At 68.7% G+C, this 17,577-nt stretch carries 17 protein-coding genes and 1 pseudogene; 8 read left to right on the forward strand and 10 right to left on the reverse strand.

Annotated elements, in window-relative coordinates:
• The 5 genes and pseudogenes from C665_RS00005 to C665_RS20530 all read right to left on the reverse strand — a co-directional run.
• A pseudogene (locus C665_RS00005) lies at positions 1 to 253 on the reverse strand (branched-chain amino acid ABC transporter permease); the annotation flags it as partial.
• A 293-nt stretch (positions 254 to 546) separates the two neighbouring features.
• Positions 547 to 2,721 (reverse strand): hypothetical protein, encoded by a 2,175-nt coding sequence (locus C665_RS00010; RefSeq protein ID WP_040828175.1) that lies wholly within the window; start codon positions 2,719 to 2,721, stop codon positions 547 to 549.
• A 189-nt stretch (positions 2,722 to 2,910) separates the two neighbouring features.
• The gene (locus C665_RS00015) at positions 2,911 to 3,552 is read right to left on the reverse strand and encodes an MBL fold metallo-hydrolase (protein WP_004265378.1); all 642 of its coding nucleotides are present in this window, start codon (positions 3,550 to 3,552) and stop codon (positions 2,911 to 2,913) included.
• A 278-nt stretch (positions 3,553 to 3,830) separates the two neighbouring features.
• A complete protein-coding gene (gdhA, locus tag C665_RS00020; RefSeq protein WP_004265379.1) occupies positions 3,831 to 5,174 on the reverse strand; it encodes an NADP-specific glutamate dehydrogenase in 1,344 nt (447 codons plus the stop codon).
• The gene (locus C665_RS20530) at positions 5,171 to 5,350 is read right to left on the reverse strand and encodes a hypothetical protein (RefSeq protein WP_138860752.1); all 180 of its coding nucleotides are present in this window, start codon (positions 5,348 to 5,350) and stop codon (positions 5,171 to 5,173) included. The genes gdhA and C665_RS20530 overlap by 4 nt, the downstream gene beginning before the upstream one ends.
• Positions 5,351 to 5,478: 128 nt before the next feature.
• On the opposite strand from C665_RS20530, the gene lysM reads away from it, so the two are divergent.
• From lysM to C665_RS00040, 4 genes are all read left to right on the forward strand, one after another.
• Positions 5,479 to 5,955 (forward strand): peptidoglycan-binding protein LysM, encoded by a 477-nt coding sequence (gene lysM / locus C665_RS00025; protein ID WP_004265381.1) that lies wholly within the window; start codon positions 5,479 to 5,481, stop codon positions 5,953 to 5,955.
• Positions 5,956 to 6,051: 96 nt separating this feature from the next.
• Complete coding sequence (locus C665_RS00030; protein WP_004265383.1) at positions 6,052 to 6,480, forward strand: acyl-CoA thioesterase; 429 nt, start codon at positions 6,052 to 6,054, stop codon at positions 6,478 to 6,480.
• 6 nt (positions 6,481 to 6,486) lie between these two features.
• The gene (locus C665_RS00035; RefSeq protein WP_004265384.1) at positions 6,487 to 7,785 is read left to right on the forward strand and encodes a TIGR03862 family flavoprotein; all 1,299 of its coding nucleotides are present in this window, start codon (positions 6,487 to 6,489) and stop codon (positions 7,783 to 7,785) included.
• Between the two features lie 49 nt (positions 7,786 to 7,834).
• Positions 7,835 to 8,467 (forward strand): trimeric intracellular cation channel family protein, encoded by a 633-nt coding sequence (locus C665_RS00040; RefSeq protein ID WP_004265386.1) that lies wholly within the window; start codon positions 7,835 to 7,837, stop codon positions 8,465 to 8,467.
• Between the two features lie 30 nt (positions 8,468 to 8,497).
• Here C665_RS00040 and C665_RS00045 read toward each other — a convergent pair whose 3' ends face one another.
• Positions 8,498 to 9,700, reverse strand: a complete 1,203-nt coding sequence (locus C665_RS00045) for an ammonium transporter (RefSeq protein ID WP_004265388.1) — start codon at positions 9,698 to 9,700, stop codon at positions 8,498 to 8,500.
• 345 nt (positions 9,701 to 10,045) lie between these two features.
• On the opposite strand from C665_RS00045, the gene C665_RS00050 reads away from it, so the two are divergent.
• The 3 genes from C665_RS00050 (at position 10,046) to C665_RS00060 (ending at position 12,370) form a co-directional block, all read left to right on the forward strand.
• The gene (locus tag C665_RS00050; protein WP_004265396.1) at positions 10,046 to 11,380 is read left to right on the forward strand and encodes a TrkH family potassium uptake protein; all 1,335 of its coding nucleotides are present in this window, start codon (positions 10,046 to 10,048) and stop codon (positions 11,378 to 11,380) included.
• Positions 11,373 to 12,068, forward strand: a complete 696-nt coding sequence (locus tag C665_RS00055) for a potassium channel family protein (protein WP_012584456.1) — start codon at positions 11,373 to 11,375, stop codon at positions 12,066 to 12,068. Before C665_RS00050 ends, C665_RS00055 begins: the two co-directional genes overlap by 8 nt.
• An 80-nt stretch (positions 12,069 to 12,148) precedes the next feature.
• On the forward strand, positions 12,149 to 12,370 hold the full coding sequence (locus C665_RS00060; protein ID WP_004265401.1) for a hypothetical protein: 222 nt from the start codon (positions 12,149 to 12,151) through the stop codon (positions 12,368 to 12,370).
• Positions 12,371 to 13,165: 795 nt separating this feature from the next.
• On the opposite strand, the gene C665_RS00070 is transcribed toward C665_RS00060, so the two are convergent.
• A complete protein-coding gene (locus C665_RS00070) occupies positions 13,166 to 13,417 on the reverse strand; it encodes a hypothetical protein (protein WP_004265416.1) in 252 nt (83 codons plus the stop codon).
• Between the two features lie 113 nt (positions 13,418 to 13,530).
• Positions 13,531 to 14,715 (reverse strand): DUF4062 domain-containing protein, encoded by a 1,185-nt coding sequence (locus tag C665_RS00075; protein ID WP_004265427.1) that lies wholly within the window; start codon positions 14,713 to 14,715, stop codon positions 13,531 to 13,533.
• Between the two features lie 203 nt (positions 14,716 to 14,918).
• Between C665_RS00075 and C665_RS00080 the strand changes: the two genes are divergently transcribed.
• Positions 14,919 to 15,332 (forward strand): VOC family protein, encoded by a 414-nt coding sequence (locus C665_RS00080; protein ID WP_004265429.1) that lies wholly within the window; start codon positions 14,919 to 14,921, stop codon positions 15,330 to 15,332.
• Between the two features lie 49 nt (positions 15,333 to 15,381).
• Here the strand turns inward: C665_RS00080 and C665_RS00085 are convergent, their stop codons facing one another.
• On the reverse strand, positions 15,382 to 15,768 hold the full coding sequence (locus C665_RS00085; RefSeq protein ID WP_004265432.1) for a bacteriohemerythrin: 387 nt from the start codon (positions 15,766 to 15,768) through the stop codon (positions 15,382 to 15,384).
• Between the two features lie 7 nt (positions 15,769 to 15,775).
• Positions 15,776 to 17,425, reverse strand: coding sequence for a solute carrier family 23 protein (locus C665_RS00090; RefSeq protein ID WP_004265435.1), 1,650 nt, complete (start codon positions 17,423 to 17,425; stop codon positions 15,776 to 15,778).
• Positions 17,426 to 17,577 lie beyond the last annotated feature (152 nt).

The raw sequence follows: 17,577 nt of genomic DNA on the forward strand, positions 1-17,577 counted from the left end.
GCAGCACGGCGCGCTCCAGCACGGCGCCGAGCACGCCCACCGCCAGCACCGCCGCCACCGCCGCGGCGACGAGCGGCCAGCCGGCGAAGGCGTGCAGGCCGAGCGCGGCGAAGGCGCCGAGCATCAGCAGGTCGCCCTGCATGAAGCTGACCGTCTCGGTGGCCTTGTAGATGAGCACGAAGGAGAGTGCGACCAGGCCATAGACACAGCCGATCGCGACTCCGCTGGCGAGGACCTGGACGAATGCGAGCATGGGGGCGAAGCATAGCCGAAGCGCCGCGCCCGTTCGCGCCCTACGGGCCGCGGCGCCACCTCCACCCCCGCGATGCTTGATGCAGGAGCGCCGCAAGGCGCGAATGCGGCGGTGGAGGCCCGCACCCGCATCGGCTCCCTGACCGCCGTCTTCGCGCCTTGCGGCGCTCCCACGGGGAAAGCGGCAGGCGTGTGCGCCACGAAAAAGGGCCGGCCGGCGGGTGCCTGGGGCATTGCGCCCGCACCCGCCGGCCGGCCCCGCATCGGCCTGCTTGCCAGCCGGGGTGCTCCCGATCAGCCGAGGAATCGGTCCAGATAGCCCTGCTGCCAGGCCACGACCACCGCCGCGATCAGCAGCACGAGGAAGAGCCAGCTCTTCCACGGCGTCTTCTTCTCGGCATACGGATCGGTGAGCGCGCGCGAGGCGCCCGGCGGCAGCGCCGCGACGCCGGTGAGCGCGCCGCCGAAGGGGATGTTGATGCGCGCACGCGTGTTGACCGCCCAGCCGTTGGCGTCGAGCAGCGGGCCGAGGTTGCGCTGGCGCAGCTTGAGCCAGGCCAGCAGCATCGACGGACCGGAGATCACCAGCACCGCCCCCACGACCACCAGCGGCATCTGCCACACCGGCAGGCCGAGGAAGGCCGACACCACCGCGGCGAGTGCGGTGCCGATCGCGCCGACGGCGAGACCCATGGCGGCGAAGATACCGGCGAACTTGGCGATGTCGAACGGTGCCGCCGGTGCGGCGGGCGCTGCGGCCGCCGCCGGGGCGGCCTCGATCTTGGCGCTGGCGCCGGCGACGCCGGTCGCGGCCTGGTCATTGACCGCCTTGTCGCGCGCGGCGGCGAACTTCTGCAGCTGCTCGCCGATCATGCGGCCGATGCGCTTGTACGGCGACCAGAAGGCCTGGCGCACGCTGATCGGCGCCTCCACCACCTTGACCACGCTGGCGCGCCAGTCGCGCCCCTGGCGGTCGTAGAAGATGCCGTTGCGGCCGGGCACCATCATCTCGTCGGCGTCGCCGCCGGTCATCGCGGCGACGATGTTCATCGGCGCCTCGCCCTGGCGCTGGCACTCGCAATACACCAGGTAGGTGCCCGACAGCGGCGCGAGCGTGGCGTGGCGGGCCATGTCGCCCACGCGCAGGCAGAGCTCGCAGCTGCGCTGGTCGAGATAGAGCGTGCCGGCCTGGAAGATCGCCTTGTCGTGGCGCGAGTAGAAGTCGCTCAGGGTGACGAAGTTGCGCAGCAGGCGGACGAGGTCACGGTTGTAGCGCACCAGGCGCTCGAGCGCGTCGACCTGGCCGGCCGCGGTCTCGGCGGCGAGGTCCTCGTCGATCAGGCGGGTGAGCGCGGCGCAGGTGCCGTCGGCGAGCAGCCCCCGCACGTCGGCGACCGGAAGCACGGCCACCGGGTTGGCCGGCATCGCCGCCACCCAGGCGCGATGGGCGGCGAAGCGCCCGGCCAGGTCCTGCCATTCGGCCTGGGTGAGGACTTCGCGCGCGCCCAGGATGGGGGTGACGACCTCGTCGCGCAGCGCGGCGATGCGCGCCTCCCAGGCCGGGTTCAGCCCGACCGCCAGCGGCAGCGCGCGGCCCGGGCCCACAAGCGCGAGCGGCAGTGCGGCGACCGCGGCCGAGGCGGCATCGAGCGACTGCAGCGAGAGCTCGACATAGGCGGTGTCGGCCGGGTTGAGCGCGGCGGCGGCGCGCTCGTCGAAGGCGGCGAGGCGGCAGCGGGTGAAATAGTCCTCGACCTTCTCGCGCACGGCCTCGAAGACCGCGGCAGCAGCGCCGGTGGCGTCGCCGAGCGGCAGCACGGTGGCAGCGTCGGCCTCGGCGCGGGCGTGCCAGTCGGAGACCTCCTGCGCCGCGGCGAAGAAGGCGTCCACGCGCGCCTGGTCGACGCCCGGCTTGCCGCTGCGGTCCTCGGCGGCGCCGTAGGTCTCGACGATGCGGGTGATCGCCCCGGCCAGGCGCGGATCGCCGGCGAGCTCGGCGGGCACCACGCCGTCACCGTTCTGGTGCTCGGGCGCGAACAGCTTCTCGGTCTCGGCGAGGTCGCCCATGGAAATCTCGCCCGCGTCGGCCTTGCCGACGTAGGCCAGCACCTTGGAGGCGGTGGCGAGCAGCTTGGCGCCCTCGGCGTTGGTCTCGTCGATGGCCGCCAGCGGCAGGCCGTCGCCGCCCTGGAAGAGCACGCCCGGATCCTTCAGCACCGTGCATACCCAGCGCGTGGCGTCGATGATCTCGGGCGCGCGGATGCTGCCGTCGTTGTCGACGTCGAGCAGCTGCAGCGTGCGCGAATCGAACTCCAGGCCGGAGGTCGGACAGGCCAGCACCGACCACAGCTTCTGGTCGAGCTCGCCGAGGTGGCGCAGGTCGTCGGCAGTCTCGATGCGGACCTGGTCGAAGCCACCCGAGCGGAAGAATCGCCACTGGTAGCCTTTCTTGCTGGTTTCGTCGCTCATGTTCTCGAACACTCCCTGTCGTTATGCGGGCAGCACCCGCAAGCCATGCTCAGGGAAAGATGGTGCGCCCGAAAATCGGGCCGAACAAGCGATGGATTTCCCGAATCCGGCTTAAGGTCCAGGGGAACGGGGAGGTCGAATGACGAAACGCGAAAAACGTCGCAGGCATCGCGGCGAACGCCCCGCAGCTCAGCCGTAGGCGCCGACGAAGGGGTTGCTGTCGCGCTCCTCGCCGAAGGTCGAGGTGGGACCGTGGCCGGGGATGAAGGTGATGTCGTCGCCGAGCGGGAAGAGCTTCTCGCGGATCGAGCGGATCAGGGTCTGGTGGTCGCCGCGCGGGAAATCGGTGCGCCCGATCGAGCCGGCGAAGAGCACGTCGCCGACGATCGCCAGGCGCGCGCCCTCGTGCACGAAGACGACGTGGCCGGGGGTGTGGCCGGGGGTGTGGATGACCTTCAGCGTCTGCTCGCCCACGGTGACGGTGTCGCCGTCGTGCAGCCAGCGGTCGGGCTCGAAGGACTCGACGTCGGGGAAGCCGAACATCTTGCTCTGCTGCGGCATGCCCTCGATCCAGAAGCGGTCCTCCTCCTGCGGCCCCTCGATGGGCACGCCGAGTTCGCGCGCCAGCTTCGCGGTGCCGCCCGCGTGGTCGATGTGGCCGTGGGTGATGAGGATCTTCTCGACCGTGACGCCGAGCTCGGCGACCGCGGCGAGGATGCGGTCGAGGTCGCCGCCCGGGTCGACCACCGCCGCCTTCTTCGTGCGCTCGCACCACAGGATGCTGCAGTTCTGCTGGAACGGGGTGACCGGGACGATGGTGGCCTGGATCATGGGCGACGGACTCCTGTTGACGGGTTTGCGCGGCAGTTTAGCGGATGCACGCCGTCGACCCGCACGAGATGCCGGCAGCGGGCGGGGCAGGCGCATGGGGATTGCCGTGCAGGAGCGTCGAGAGGCTGCGGTTGCGTGGACCGCCTGCCGTCGATTCGGAAACGTCGGATTCGCGCCTTGCGGCGCTCCTGAAGGGGGGGCTGCGGCGGTTTCCGTAGGAGCGCCGCAAGGCGCGAACCCCACGTGCCATGCCGGCGCGCCGGCACGGCACGCAGGGATCAGATCACGCCTTGCGCCAGCATGGCCTCGGCGACCTTGACGAAGCCGGCGACGTTGGCGCCGTCGACGTAGCTCACCGTGCCGTCCTCGCGCTCGCCGTACTTCAGGCAGGCGGCGTGGATGCCGAGCATGATCTCCTTGAGGCGGGCGTCGACCTCCTCGCGGGTCCACGACAGGCGCATCGCGTTCTGGCTCATCTCCAGGCCCGAGGTCGCCACACCGCCGGCGTTGGAGGCCTTGCCCGGCGCATACAGCACGCCGTTGTGCTCGAAGATCTTCGCGGCTTCCATGGTGCTGGGCATGTTGGCGCCCTCGGCGACCGCGATCACGCCGTTCTTGACCAGGGTGGCGGCGTCGTTGCCGTCGAGCTCGTTCTGGGTCGCGCACGGCAGCGCGACTTCCACCGGCACATGCCACGGACGCACACCCGGCTCGAAGCGGGCGCCGACGCGTTCGGCGTATTCGGAGGCGCGGCCGTAGTAGTGGTTCTTGATCTCCATGAGGATCGCCAGCTTCTCGGGGGTGAAGCCGGCCTCGTCGATCACGGTGCCGCTCGAGTCGGAGCAGGTGATCGGCTTGGCGCCGAGCTCCATCAGCTTCTCGATGGCGTACTGGGCGACGTTGCCCGAGCCCGACACCGAGACGCGCATGCCCTTGATGTCGCGGCCGGCGCGCTCGAGCATGGCGTTGGCGAAGTAGACCGTGCCGTAGCCGGTCGACTCGGGACGGATCAGCGAGCCGCCGAAGGACAGGCCCTTGCCGGTGAACACGCAGGCCGAGTTGTTCGACAGCTTCTTCATCATGCCGGCCATGAAGCCGACCTCGCGGCCGCCCACGCCGATGTCGCCGGCGGGCACGTCGGTGTCGGGACCGACGTGACGGTACAGCTCGGTCATGAAGGCCTGGCAGAAGCGCATGACCTCACCCGGGCTGCGGCCCTTGGGATCGAAGTCGGAGCCGCCCTTGCCACCGCCCATCGGCAGCGTGGTGAGCGCGTTCTTGAAGGTCTGCTCGAAGGCGAGGAATTTCAGGATCGACAGGTTCACCGAGGGGTGGAAGCGCAGGCCGCCCTTGTAGGGGCCGATCGCGGAGCTGTGCTGGATGCGGTAGCCGCGGTTGACCTGCACCTCGCCACGGTCGTCCACCCAAGAGACGCGGAAGGAGATCGCGCGCTCGGGCTCGATCAGCCGGTCGAGGAGGGAGTGCTCCGCATAGCGCTTGTTGGCCGAGATGAAGGGCCACAGGCTCTCCATGACCTCGGTCACGGCCTGCAGAAACTCGGGCTGGCCGGGGTTGCGCTGTTCGACGTAGGCCAGGAACTCCTCGAGGGACTGATATTTCATGATGTTGGACCCATGGATTGATTGAAGACAGGTTTTTCTTGCGCACGCGCACACGCGATGGCCTCGGTTTTACCCGAGGCCATCGCGCAGTGCAGGCCAATATTGTGCATCAACTCCCCTCTTTGGTGCATGATCTTCGTCAAACCTGCGCCGACTATGACGTTTGACGCATTCATGCACCGTTCTTGTGCGTAACGATGAATGTCATCCGACCCTGCGTTCAGGCGCCGTGCATGGACCGGGAATGACCCAGGGGTTATCCTGACCGTGCACGTGTAGCCAAACCAACGACAGGGAGGTGTTCATGGGGCTGTTCGCATTCATCAAGGAAGCCGGCGAGAAGCTGTTCCGGACGGGCGAGGCCAACGCGGCGGCCGCCGATCCGGCCGCGGCCAATGCCAGGGCGGCGCAGGCGATCCATAACTACATCGTCGCGCTCAAGCTCGCGCCGGCGGACCTGGGCGTGAGCTTCGACGCCGCGAAGAGCCTGGTCGTCGTCAGTGGCACCGCGCCCGACCAGGCCACGCGCGAGAAGATCCTGCTCGCCGCCGGCAACGTCGCTGGCGTGGCCGAGGTCGAGAACCGCCTGTCGGTGGCGCGTGCCGAACCCGAGGCGCAGTTCCACACCGTGGCGCGCGGCGACACGCTGTCGGCGATCGCCAAGAAGTACTACGGCAACGCCAACCAGTACCCGGCGATCTTCGAGGCCAACAAGCCGATGCTGAGCCACCCGGACAAGATCTATCCTGGCCAGGTGCTGCGCATCCCGCCGCAGGCCTGATCACGCATCACCGGCAGGCGGCTTTGCGCTTGCCCCGCCGAGGCCCGGGCCGTTACGCTCGGGCCTCTTCCGTTTCCGCCTCCGCAAACATCCACCATGGCCCGCATCCGGATCGAGCTGCCCGAGCGCTTCACCTTCTCCACCGACATCCCGCTGCTGGTGTCGCACATCAACTACGGCAACCACCTCGACAACGCCCAACTGCTCGGCATCGTCTCCGAGGCGCGCGTGCGCTTCCTCAAGTCCATGGGCTATGGCGAACTCGACGTCGAAGGCCTCGGCATCATCGTCGCCGACGCCGCGCTGCAATACCGCTCCGAGGCCTTCCACGGCGAGACCATGCGGGTGGAGATGGGCGCGGCCGACTTCCATGAGCACGGCTGCGACCTGGTGTGGCGCATGGCGGAGGCGGCCAGCGGACGCGAGGTCGCGCGCGGCAAGACCGGCATCGTCTTCTTCGATTACGGCCAACGCCGCAAGGCGACGGTGCCGGAAGGTTTCGGCCGCCGCTTCGTTCCGGCCTAGGCACCCGTGGAGCGCGCACGCGTCGCGGTCGTCGGTGGCGGCCCCGCCGGCCTGATGGCGGCGGGCGCGCTCGCCGAGCGCGGCTGCACGGTCACGGTGTACGACGCCATGCCCTCGGTCGGGCGCAAGTTCCTGCTCGCCGGGCGCGGCGGGCTCAACCTCACCCACGCCGAGCCCCTGGCGGACTTCCTCGGCCGCTACGGCGCCCGCCGCGACACGCTCGCGCCGCGCATCGAGGTCTTTCCGCCGCAGGCGCTGCGCGAATGGGCGCACGGCCTGGGTGTCGAGACCTTCGTCGGCAGCTCCGGCCGCGTCTTCCCGCAGGAGATGAAGGCCGCGCCGCTGCTGCGCGCCTGGCTCGCCCGCCTGCGCGCGACCGGCGTGCGCTTCGCGGTGCGTCACCGCTGGCTGGGCTGGGCGGAGGATCCCGCGCAGGATGGCGCGCTCCGCGCGGGCCTGCAGCACCTGCGCTTCGCCACCCCGGACGGCGAGCAGACGGTCGAGGCCGACGCGCTCGTGCTCGCGCTCGGCGGCGGCAGCTGGGCGAAGCTCGGTTCCGATGGCGCCTGGGTGGCACCGCTGCGCGCCGCCGGGGTCGAGATCGCCGACCTGCTCCCGGCCAACTGCGGTTTCGACGTCGTCGGCCCCGCCGGCACGGGCTGGAGCGCGCACTTCCTCGATCACTTCCGCGGCCAGCCGCTCAAGTCCGTCGCCGCACGCTGCACCGACCCCGCCGGCCGCGTCCATGCGCGCGCCGGCGAATGCCTGATCTCCGCCACCGGTATCGAAGGCGGCCTGGTCTATGCGCTCTCCGCGCCGCTGCGCGACACCCTGCTCGCGCGCGGCGAGGCCGTGCTCGAGCTCGACCTCGCCCCCGGCCGCAGCCTCGAGCGCCTCGCCGCCGAGCTTGCCCGCCCGCGCGGCAGCCGCTCGTTTTCCAGCCACCTGCACAGCCAGGCCGGCATCAAGGGCGTCAAGGCCGGCCTGCTGCGCGAATGCCTGGCGAAGGCCGAGTTCGACGATCCCGCCCGCCTCGCCGCGGCCATCAAGGCCATGCCGCTGCGCCTCGTCGCCACGCGCCCGCTCGACGAGGCCATCAGCAGCGCCGGCGGCGTGCGCTTCGAGGCGCTGGATGCGCAGCTGATGCTGCGCGCCCGCCCCGGCGTCTTCGTCGCCGGCGAGATGCTCGACTGGGAAGCGCCTACCGGTGGCTACCTGCTCACCGCCTGCTTCGCCACCGGCCTCGCCGCCGGAACCGCCGCCGCCGACTGGCTGTCGCAGCAACCCCGACCGCCCTGCCCCTGACGCCTCACTCCTTCCGCCTCACGCCTCACTCTTCACGCCTCGCACCCCAATGAACCTCCACCCATTCCTGGTCGCAATCGAAGTCGGCGGCACCCTGGCCTTCGCGATGTCCGGCCTCATCGAGGCCACCCGCAAGCGCATGGATATCGTCGGCGTGTTCTCGGTCGCCTTCGTCAGCGCCTTCGGCGGCGGCACCCTGCGCGACATCCTGCTCGACCGCCGCCCGCTGTTCTGGATCGAGAACCAGGAATACCTCTGGCTGGTGCTGGCCATGGTGGCGACGACGCCGCTATGGCTGCAGACCCTGCGCCACAAGGTCGGCGGCCGCCTGATGGAGCTCGCCGACGCGCTCGGCCTCGGCCTCTTCGCCATCTCCGGCGCCACTCTCGCCGACGCCGCCGGCATGCCGGTGCTGGTGTCGATGATGATGGGGGCGATCACCGCGGTGTTCGGCGGCGTGTCGCGCGACGTGCTGTGCAACGAGGTGCCCAAGGTCTATAGCGACCACCGCCCCTACGCCATGTGCGCGCTGTTCGGCTGCGGCGTCTTCCTCGCGCTCGACGCGATCGGCCTGCCGCTGCCGATCGCCACCCTGGCCGGCATCGCCGCCGCTACCGGCTCCCGCCTGCTCGCGCTCGTCTTCGACGTGCGCCTGCCGGCCTGGCCGGCGCATCGGGACTGAACGCGGGGTCGGCGAACGACCGCCTGCCAGTTACCAGTTCGACTCGCGCTCGGCCGTCGCGGTGATGCGGTGGATCGACAGGTCGGCGCCGTTGAACTCTTCCTCGTGGTCCAGGCGCAGGCCCACCGCGAGCTTGAGCCCGCCATAGACGAGCACCCCGCCGGCGAGCGCGACGGCGATCCCGAGCGCGGTCATGATCGCCTGCGAGGCGAACGCCACCCCGCCCAGCCCGCCCAGCGCCTGGCTGCCGAAGATGCCCGCCGCCAGCCCGCCCCAGGCGCCGCACAGGCCGTGCAGCGGCCACACCCCGAGCACGTCGTCGATCTTCCAGCGGTTCTGCGTCAGCGTGAACATCACCACGAACAGCCCCCCCGCCACCGCGCCGACCACCAGCGCACCGAGCGGGTGCATCACGTCCGAACCCGCGCACACCGCCACCAGCCCGGCGAGCGGCCCGTTGTGCACGAAGCCCGGGTCGTTGCGCCCGGCCGCGAGCGCCGCCACCGTGCCGCCGACCATCGCCATCAGCGAGTTGATCGCCACCAGCCCGGAGATGTTCTCCAGGCGCTGCGCCGACATCACGTTGAAGCCGAACCAGCCCACGATCAGGATCCACGCGCCGAGCGCGAGGAAGGGGATCGACGAGGGCGGATGCGCCGAGATCTGCCCGTTGCGCGCATAGCGCCCGCGCCGCGCGCCCAGCAGCAGCACCGCCGGCAGCGCGATCCAGCCGCCCATCGCATGCACCACCACCGAGCCGGCGAAGTCGTGGAACTCCGCCCCGAAGCTCGCCTTCAGCCAGGCCTGGATGCCGAAGGCCTGGTTCCACGCGATGCCCTCGAAGAAGGGATAGACGAAGCCGACGAGCAGGAAGGTCGCCGCCAGCTGCGGCTGGAAGCGCGCGCGCTCGGCGATGCCGCCCGAGATGATGGCGGGGATCGCCGCCGCGAAGGTGAGCAGGAAGAAGAAGCGCGTGAGCTCGAAGCCGTGGTGCTCCACCAGCGCGCCGGCGCCGGAGAAGAAATGCACGCCGTAGGCGATGCCGTAGCCGATGAAGAAATAGGCCAGCGTCGACACCGCGAAGTCGGACAGGATCTTGACCAGCGCGTTGACCTGGTTCTTCCGCCGTACCGTCCCCACCTCCAGAAAGGCGAAGCCGGCGTGCATGGCGAGCACCATGATGGCGCCCAGCAGGATGAACAGCACGTCGTTGCTCGTTTGAACGGGTTGCATGATGCCTCCGAAAGTGACGGGCATCCTTAGCAAGCACCGTTCCAGTGCGATGAATCGGGCGGAATCCAATGCGTCACGCCATGATGGTGCGCAGAAGACGCACCAGAGGGGTGCGTTCGTCAGGCAGCGCGCACCGTGGCGGGGCGTGGCGAGGAGCTCGTCATCGCGCGTGCCGGCCAAGCCGTCGCAGCGCGGACCGCCTGCCGTCCCGTACGCCGCAGGATCGCCGGCTCGTCGAAGAACCGCAGGTGTCGAGAGCCGACATGTCCGGTCAAGCGGGCGTATGATCCGCAGCCGACAAGCGCCAGTTGCGGCGCAGCAGCATGACGCGAAGGAAGTCTTGACTTGAAGGTTCGAGAGGTCCAGCACCCGGCGCACATCGTTCCGTTGGCCTTCCTGATCACGATCCTGATCGGGACCGCGCTGCTCATGCTCCCGGTCTCCCGCGCGGATGCGGTCGGCGCGCCATGGATCGCAGCCCTGTTCACCGCGGTGTCGGCCGTGTGCGTGACCGGCCTGGTGACGGTGGACACCGGCACCTACTGGTCGTCGTTCGGGCAGTGGGTGATCATGGCGCTGTTCCAGATCGGCGGCTTCGGGATGATGACCGCCGCCACGCTGCTCGGGCTGCTGGTCAATCGCTCCTTTCGCCTGCGCACGCGGCTCACGGCCCAGGCGGAAACCCACACCCTGGGGATCGGCGACGTCAGCAGCGTCGCCAAGCTCGTGCTGTTCGTGACCGTGATCGTCGAGGTGATGACCGCACTGGCGCTGGCTCTGCGCTTGCATCTCGGTTACGACCTGCCTTTGGCCGAGGCTGTCTGGAGCGGCCTGTTCCATTCCGTCTCGGCCTTCAACAACGCCGGCTTTTCGATCCACGCCGATGGCTTGATCCGCTACGCGTCCGACAGCTACTTCCTCGCACCCGTCATGCTTGCGATCGTGATCGGCGGTCTCGGCTTTCCGGTGCTGCAAGACCTCCGCAACAAGCTCAGGGACCCCCAGCATTGGTCGGTGCACACCAAGCTGACACTCGTGGGAACGGCCGTGCTGCTGGCTGGCGGCGCGATCTTGCTGCTTGCCTTCGAGTGGGCGAACCCGCGCACCCTCGGATCGATGCCGGCAGGGGACAAGCTGTTGTCGGCGATCTTCGCGTCGGTGTCGGCACGCACGGCCGGATTCAACTCGATCGATATCGGTGGGCTGACGCACGAGAGTCTCGGCCTGCACTACTTCCTGATGTTCATCGGCGGCGGCAGTGCCGGCACGGCCGGTGGCGTGAAGGTGGGCACGGCGATGATCCTGGTGATGCTGGTCATCGCCGAGATCCGCGGCCGGATGGACACCGAGGCCTTCGGCCGGCGCATCAGCCATTCGGCCCAGCGCCAGGCCATCACCGTGCTGGTCCTCAGCAGTGCGGTCGTCGTGCTGGGCACGGTGTTCATCCTGCACACCACCGAGATCGCCACCGACCGGGTCATCTTCGAGGTGATCTCGGCCTTCGCGACGGTCGGCCTGTCCACCGGCATCACTGCAGACCTGCCGGATTCCGCCCAGCTGATGCTGATCCTGCTGATGTACATCGGCCGGGTCGGCACCATCACATTGGCGGCGTCGCTCGCGCTCGGCGAGCACCGCATGCCCTTCCGCTATCCAGAGGAGCATCCCGTTGTTGGCTAGGTTATTTACAGAGCAGTTCGCCTTCTCGAAAGGCGACAGTGTGGTCGTGATCGGCCTCGGGCGCTTCGGGGGAGCCGTCGCCAATTCGCTGATGCAGCTCGGGCACGACGTGATGGGCATCGACCGCGATGCGGAGCCGGTGCACGAATGGGCGGATCTGCTCACCCATGCGGTGCAGGCGGACTCGACCAGTGCGATGACCATGCGCCAGCTCGGCGTGGGCGACTTCGCGCACGCCATCGTGGGGATCGGCGGCGACCTGGCCGCGAGCCTGATGACGGTGATGGCGCTGACCGAACTCGAGATCCCGGACATCTGGGTCAAGGCCATGACGCCCGAGCACGGCAAGATCGCCGAGCGCATCGGCGCACATCACGTGGTCTACCCGGAGGCCGACATGGGCGAGCGCGTCGCGCATCTCATCAGCGGCCGCATGATGGACTACATTGAATTCGACGACGGCTTTGCGATCGCGAAGATCCAGGCGCCGAGCGTCACGCACGAGCGCTCGCTCGCGGAATCGGCGGTGCGCGAGCACTTCGGCGTGACGGTCGTCGGCATCAAGCGCGCACACGAGGATTTTCAGCACGGCAAGCCGGGCAGCGTCGTGTTGCCGGGTGACCTGCTGATCGTTTCCGGACCGACGAAGAAGGTCGAGGCGTTTGCGGCCAGCGGTCGGCGCCGATAGCTGGCCAGCGTCGAGGTGGCGGCTGCGCTGCGACCGTGCCGGCCTGTGCAATGCTCTCATTCCCGGAAAGGCCGCGGAAGATGCTCAACTGGATCCTGAATCAATTCAAGCGACAGTCGGCCGAGGATCTCGAGCGGGCGCGGGAAATGGTAAAGGCCGCGGAAAGGGGGCACTCGCACCCGGACCTCGGGAAGGCACGCGATGTTGCGCGCACGCTCGGAATCGAAGTGGATGTCCATGCGAGCGCCGAGCAGCTCATCCAGGCAATCCGCCGTTACCTCGCGCGCCACGGCGAGATGTGAACCCGACCGCGCAAGACGCCGAACGAGCGCTCGAGCCGGGGGACGCCGACCGGCAGCACGGCAGCTTTTGAAGGATCCTCATCGGCTGGGAATCTGTCGTGGGAACATCGGGGTGATGAATGTCTCTTCCGCATCCGGTCGAGACCGCCACCGTCGGTTTGCCGCGCCCCAACGCGGGTTCGGGGCTGGGAGTGTTTCAGTCCGGCCAGATCGAGACGACCATACCCGTTTCGCCCTGCCGCTGCGAAAGGTGGAGGTTTCACTCCGGCCAGTGGCAACCGCTGGAACGGCGCGCCGGCGGGTGGGCCGTGATGACGGGTCCGTGGCGTTGCGGGCGCTTGGGTCAGGCGAAGGCGTCCGGGGCCTGCATCCACGCGGGAATGTCGCGTTCGCCGTGCAGTACGCGCCAGACATCGATGTGGTCCGCGCGTTCGACGTAAAAGACCAAGTAGGGGTAGCGTAGCGCGAAAGCCTCCACGAGCGCAGATCAGGAAGGTCCAGCTCATGCCCAGAGCGCGGCGAACCCTTCCCCGGATGGCGGGAGATGTGGGTATAAGCCCGTTCCAGTGCGTCGATGAAGCCCACCGCAACCGCCGGGGAGACCTCTTCGAGGTCGTGGGCTATGGCGGCGTCGACGTCCCGGTTTGCCTGTTCACGAGGAACGACGGGCTTCAACTTCACCCGCGAGATGCCGACTTGCCTGCTCCGTGCACCCGGCCACGCAGACTTTCAAAGTAGGCGGCATCCGCCGGCGGCGCCGGCGCAGTGGCTGGCAAGATTTGGCAAGATTGTGCTTCAGCGGCCGCTGCGCCAGGCGTCCAGATCGCTGCGTTCGATGTGAGTCTCGCGCGGGTTGATGTTGCCCGGCAGCAGGGGCCCATCCCATTGCTCGGTGGCCCAGCGCTTGACGTTGGCGTGCAGCTCGCATTGCTGTATCGCGTTTGCCAGCAGGACCTCGGCGTCGTGCGTCGAAATGCCTCCGCCGGCGAGCAATTTCGCCGCGTCGTGCAGCGTCAGGGTGGTGCCACCGTCGCTCGTGTTGGTCATTTTGATCTCCCGGGCCTTGCAGCGTGTGCCGAACCGCGATCTCGACAACGGTGCCGGCGGATGGTGCGGCGAGCCAGCGGGGCGCGGGATCGGGATCTGAACCCGAGTTCCATTCAGCCCCCCGTGGCGTAGGGATACAGCCGGCTGATGAACTCCTTGTCGCCCGATGACAGGGTGGTGTTGGTGCTGAAGATCTGCTTGCCGCCGGTGACTTCCTTCGGGAAGAAGTAGGACATGATGGACAGCGGATCGAAGGGTTTGGCAAAGGGGAAGCGGTCGGTCTCCCAAGTGCGGTAGAGGTACTGGTCGATGGTGTTCTGGTCCCAGTGGTTGGGCGGGCCGCCCAGGAGCTTGAGGACCTCCTTCCTGTCCCAGGGAATGTCGCCGCTGGGGTTGTTGTGTTCGTGGGCGAGGCCCAGCACGTGGCCGAACTCGTGCAGCACGACCGACTCGACGTCGTCGATCGGCAGCGCCGGCACAAGCCAGCCGAGGTTCATGGTCGGCTCGCTCGGCGGCACGGCCAGGGCGTTCGTGCCCTCGTAGGACCAGGAGCCGCCATCCTTGTCGAAGGCGACACGCACCTCGGCATCCTTGTCCTCGCTGGCGACGAAGAAGATGTTGGCGTAGGCGCTCCAGATCTGCGCAAGACGCAGGATGCGTGCCGCGAAGGCGCCGTCGGCGCCAAGGAAGCGCACCCTCAGGCGCGAGCCCGGCACCCACATCAAGGGGTTGGTCCTGCGTGCCGCCGCCTGAACCCCGGGCGCCAGGGCCTCTTCGACCGCAGCATGCCCAAGCTGCGATTGGGCGCGCGATGTCTCCGACTGCCAGCTGTAGAGCGCGGTGACGACCTTGATCGCGAGCGCCTCCGGCGTCTCGAAGGTCGATACCAGCCCTTTTTCCCGCAGGGCCTTGCGCAAGGCGGCGATCTTCTTGCCGCTGTCGTTGTCGCCGGTGGTGGAGTCCATCTGGTCCGGCGGCCACGGCGCGCGATTGTCGGTCAGGAAGATCAGGCAGGGCTTCTTGTGCTTCTTCGCCTCGAGGTACTCCAGCTCGGTCACCGAGCGGCGCTGGGGATTGCCGGCGCGCGGCACGTAGCCGTAGCGCCAGGCGAACAGGCCGATATAGACGTCGCTGTCGCGCACGTCGCGCAGGCACTTGTCGAGCGGGCGCTCGTCGGCGGCGACGTAGTCCTCCATCGCGATGACGTCGTGGCGCAAGGTCCGCAACTGCTCATACACGCGGCGCCGATAGTCCTTCAGGTCCTCGAAGGTCGAGGATAGGTAGATTTTCAGGCCCATCGCCTTCCCCTCATGCGGCCCCTGTGCTTTAAAGGTAGTGAGCCGCGGCAAAGTTGCAAGATGAACATCGGCTTTTCGGTCCGCCCGCATTGACCGCTTCCGGCGGGCTTTGCGGGCAGTCGGCCTCCGCGTGGCCCGGCAAAGTGCCGCAGCGTAATCGGGGTCTGTCCCCGTTTTTCATCGGCAAGCGGCGAGGTGTGGAGATGAACACGCTGGGATGGCAGGAACTGAAGGTGGTGGCACTCGCCGTCGACGACCTGGCGAGGGCGGAGGATTTTTACCGCAGCAAGCTGGGCCTCGAGCCGAGGCCGCAGGCGGACGGTGACGTCGGTTTCGCCCTGGGCGGCCTGACGCTCCTGCTCAAGCCGCTTGCCGGACCCGGCGGCGCGGCGGAGAAATCGCCCTATCCGCGCCTGACCGTTGCGGTTGCGGACGCGCCGCGGATGGAGCGGGAACTGGCTGCGCGTGGCGTCACTATCAGCGACGCGGTGCAACTCTATGAGGACGGCTGTTACTGGGTCGGCGCCTTCCTGGACAGCGAGGGCAACAAGCTGTGGTTCTGCTCCGAAGCCGGGAAGCCCGCGCGAAGTGTCTCTGGGGGCAGGTCTTCCCCTTGATTGCAGAGGAAACGCGGCCGTGGGGCTGCCCTCGGCTGTCCCAGGCCTTTCATGGCCCGGACGCGTCGCGGTCCGAGTGGGCGATGTGGCCGAGCAGCCAGTCGCGCAGCACCATCAGGAGCTCGACCGAACGCTCCTGGTCCGACAGGTCGCTCATGGCGCACAGGAGCGCGAGCTGATCGCGCAGCGCCTCGTGTTCCTGCCGATGGCGCGCCAGGTCCGGGTGGTCGCGTGCCTGCATCCACGCCTCCTCGCGCGCGAAGTGCCCGGTCACGTAGTCGTCGAGGGTGGCGAGTGCGCTGTGCAGGGCCGCGGAGCTGCGATCGAACAGCATCGCATCGAACACCATGTTCAGCGTGTCGATCAGCTTCTGGTGATCGGCGTCGAGGCTGTCGACCCCGAGCGAGAGCGCCGGGGTCCAGATCGCGATGGGCATGTCGGCCTCACTGCTCGAAACATAGCGAGATGACGCTGCTGCCGTCCGCGCGCTTGCGGTGGGCCATCGCGTCGCTGACCCGGTCGGCGAAGAAGCGGCCGTCCGGGGTGGTTTGCGCGTCCTGCGCCGGGGCCGCGCGCGTGAGACCGATGTGCAGCGTGCAGCCGTTGAAGGCGAGCTTCAGGCTGGAGGCGCGCTCGTCGAGCAGCTCGCGCAGGGTGAGCATGACGCGAACCTTGACGTTGTGGGCCACGTTCCATTCGTCGAGGATCCTCCGGACCTGGCGCAGGCGCTCGCCGACGGGGTGGCCGGGATCGAGGGCGACCGTGGCTTGGCGGGCGTTGCCCCAGCTCAGGAAGGCGTTGACCAGCAGCGCGGCGAACACGCCGATCGCGAGCGCCGAGGACATCAGCGGCTTCACCGAGTCGGGCAGTTGCGCGAACAGGGGGGCGTTGGCGACGCGTGCGATCGCCACCAGGAGCGGAAACGCGACCACACCGGCCCGGCGCATGTCCATCGGGACGGTGCCGAGGATCTGGAATCCGTTGGCGATGACCAGGCAGCCGGTGAAGACCAGCATCCCGCCGACCACGGGATCCGGCAGGGTGACCACGAGGTGCGTGAACGCCGGACTGAGTGCGAACACCAGCATCCATGCGGCGACGGCGATGCCGATGACGCGGCTGGTTGCGCCGCTCGCGTGCGAAACCCCCACGCTCGAGGTCGAGGAGTTCGTGCCGGTGCTGCCGAACAAGCCCGAGAGGGTGGTGGACAGCCCATCGACGAGCACGCCCCGCCGGATCGCGTGCATCTCCGGCCGAACCCAGGCGGCGTCGTTGATCCGCGCACAGATGTCGACGGCACCCATGGTCTTGAGCGACGCGGCGACCGCGGCGAAGAGGAAGGGGAGCAAGTAGCCGACGTCGAATTCGAGCCCCAGATGTGCGGAGGAGGGCAGGCCGAACAGCGCCGACGAGAAGGCGTCGCTTGCGCTGCTCGGGCCGGGGATGCCGGTCGTCAGGTACACGAGATAGCCGCAGGCCATGCCGAGCAGGGAACAATACAGGCGCCAGCGGCCGCGCCCGAAGACGCCGAAGACCACCGAGACGAAGAAGGTGGCGCCGCCGACCACCAGGCCGGGGACGCCCGCGCCGGAGAGGCGGTTCAGGCCGATGACGCCGATCTCGATGCCGACGATGATGATCGAGAGCGCGACGATCTCATTCGGGAAGAATCGGCGGGCCCGTACCAGCAGGCTGGCGAAGAAGGCCTGGAAGATCCCGGCGACCAGCGTCATCCCGCACACGACCGGCAGCCCGCCGGTGGCCGCGGCGAGCGAGGCCGACAGATAGATCCCCGAGTTGCAGCTGACGATGAAATACCCCGAGCCGAGTCGTCTGCTGCACTGGACCAGCGTCGCGATGGCCAGCGCGATGAGCGAAAACGAGAGCACCCCCTCGGCGGCGGCCGCGTCGACGCCCGCGGCCCGGCAGATCATGACGACGATCGCCAGGTTGGGCGCCGCCACCATGAAATGCTGGAGCCCGAGTGCAGCGAGCGTCAGGGCGCGCGGTTTATCGTCCAGTCCGTGGATGAGGCTGTCCGGCCGTCGCGCCATCAGGGAGTCGGACCCGCGGCGGATACCGGGAAACATCATCGTGATTCTCCGAGTCCGCGGATAGGTGGAACGATGGCGGCGAACGATCCGGGCGCGCCCGACCTCGGGCCGGCTGCAGGTGTGGAACACCCTTCAACCGGCCGGCCGCGTCAGGGTGGGAATGGCGCTCGGGCGTTGCGCGACAGGCGCTT

This window comes from Thauera aminoaromatica S2 (assembly GCF_000310185.1).
In the GTDB taxonomy this organism is placed as follows: Bacteria; Pseudomonadota; Gammaproteobacteria; order Burkholderiales; family Rhodocyclaceae; genus Thauera; species Thauera aminoaromatica.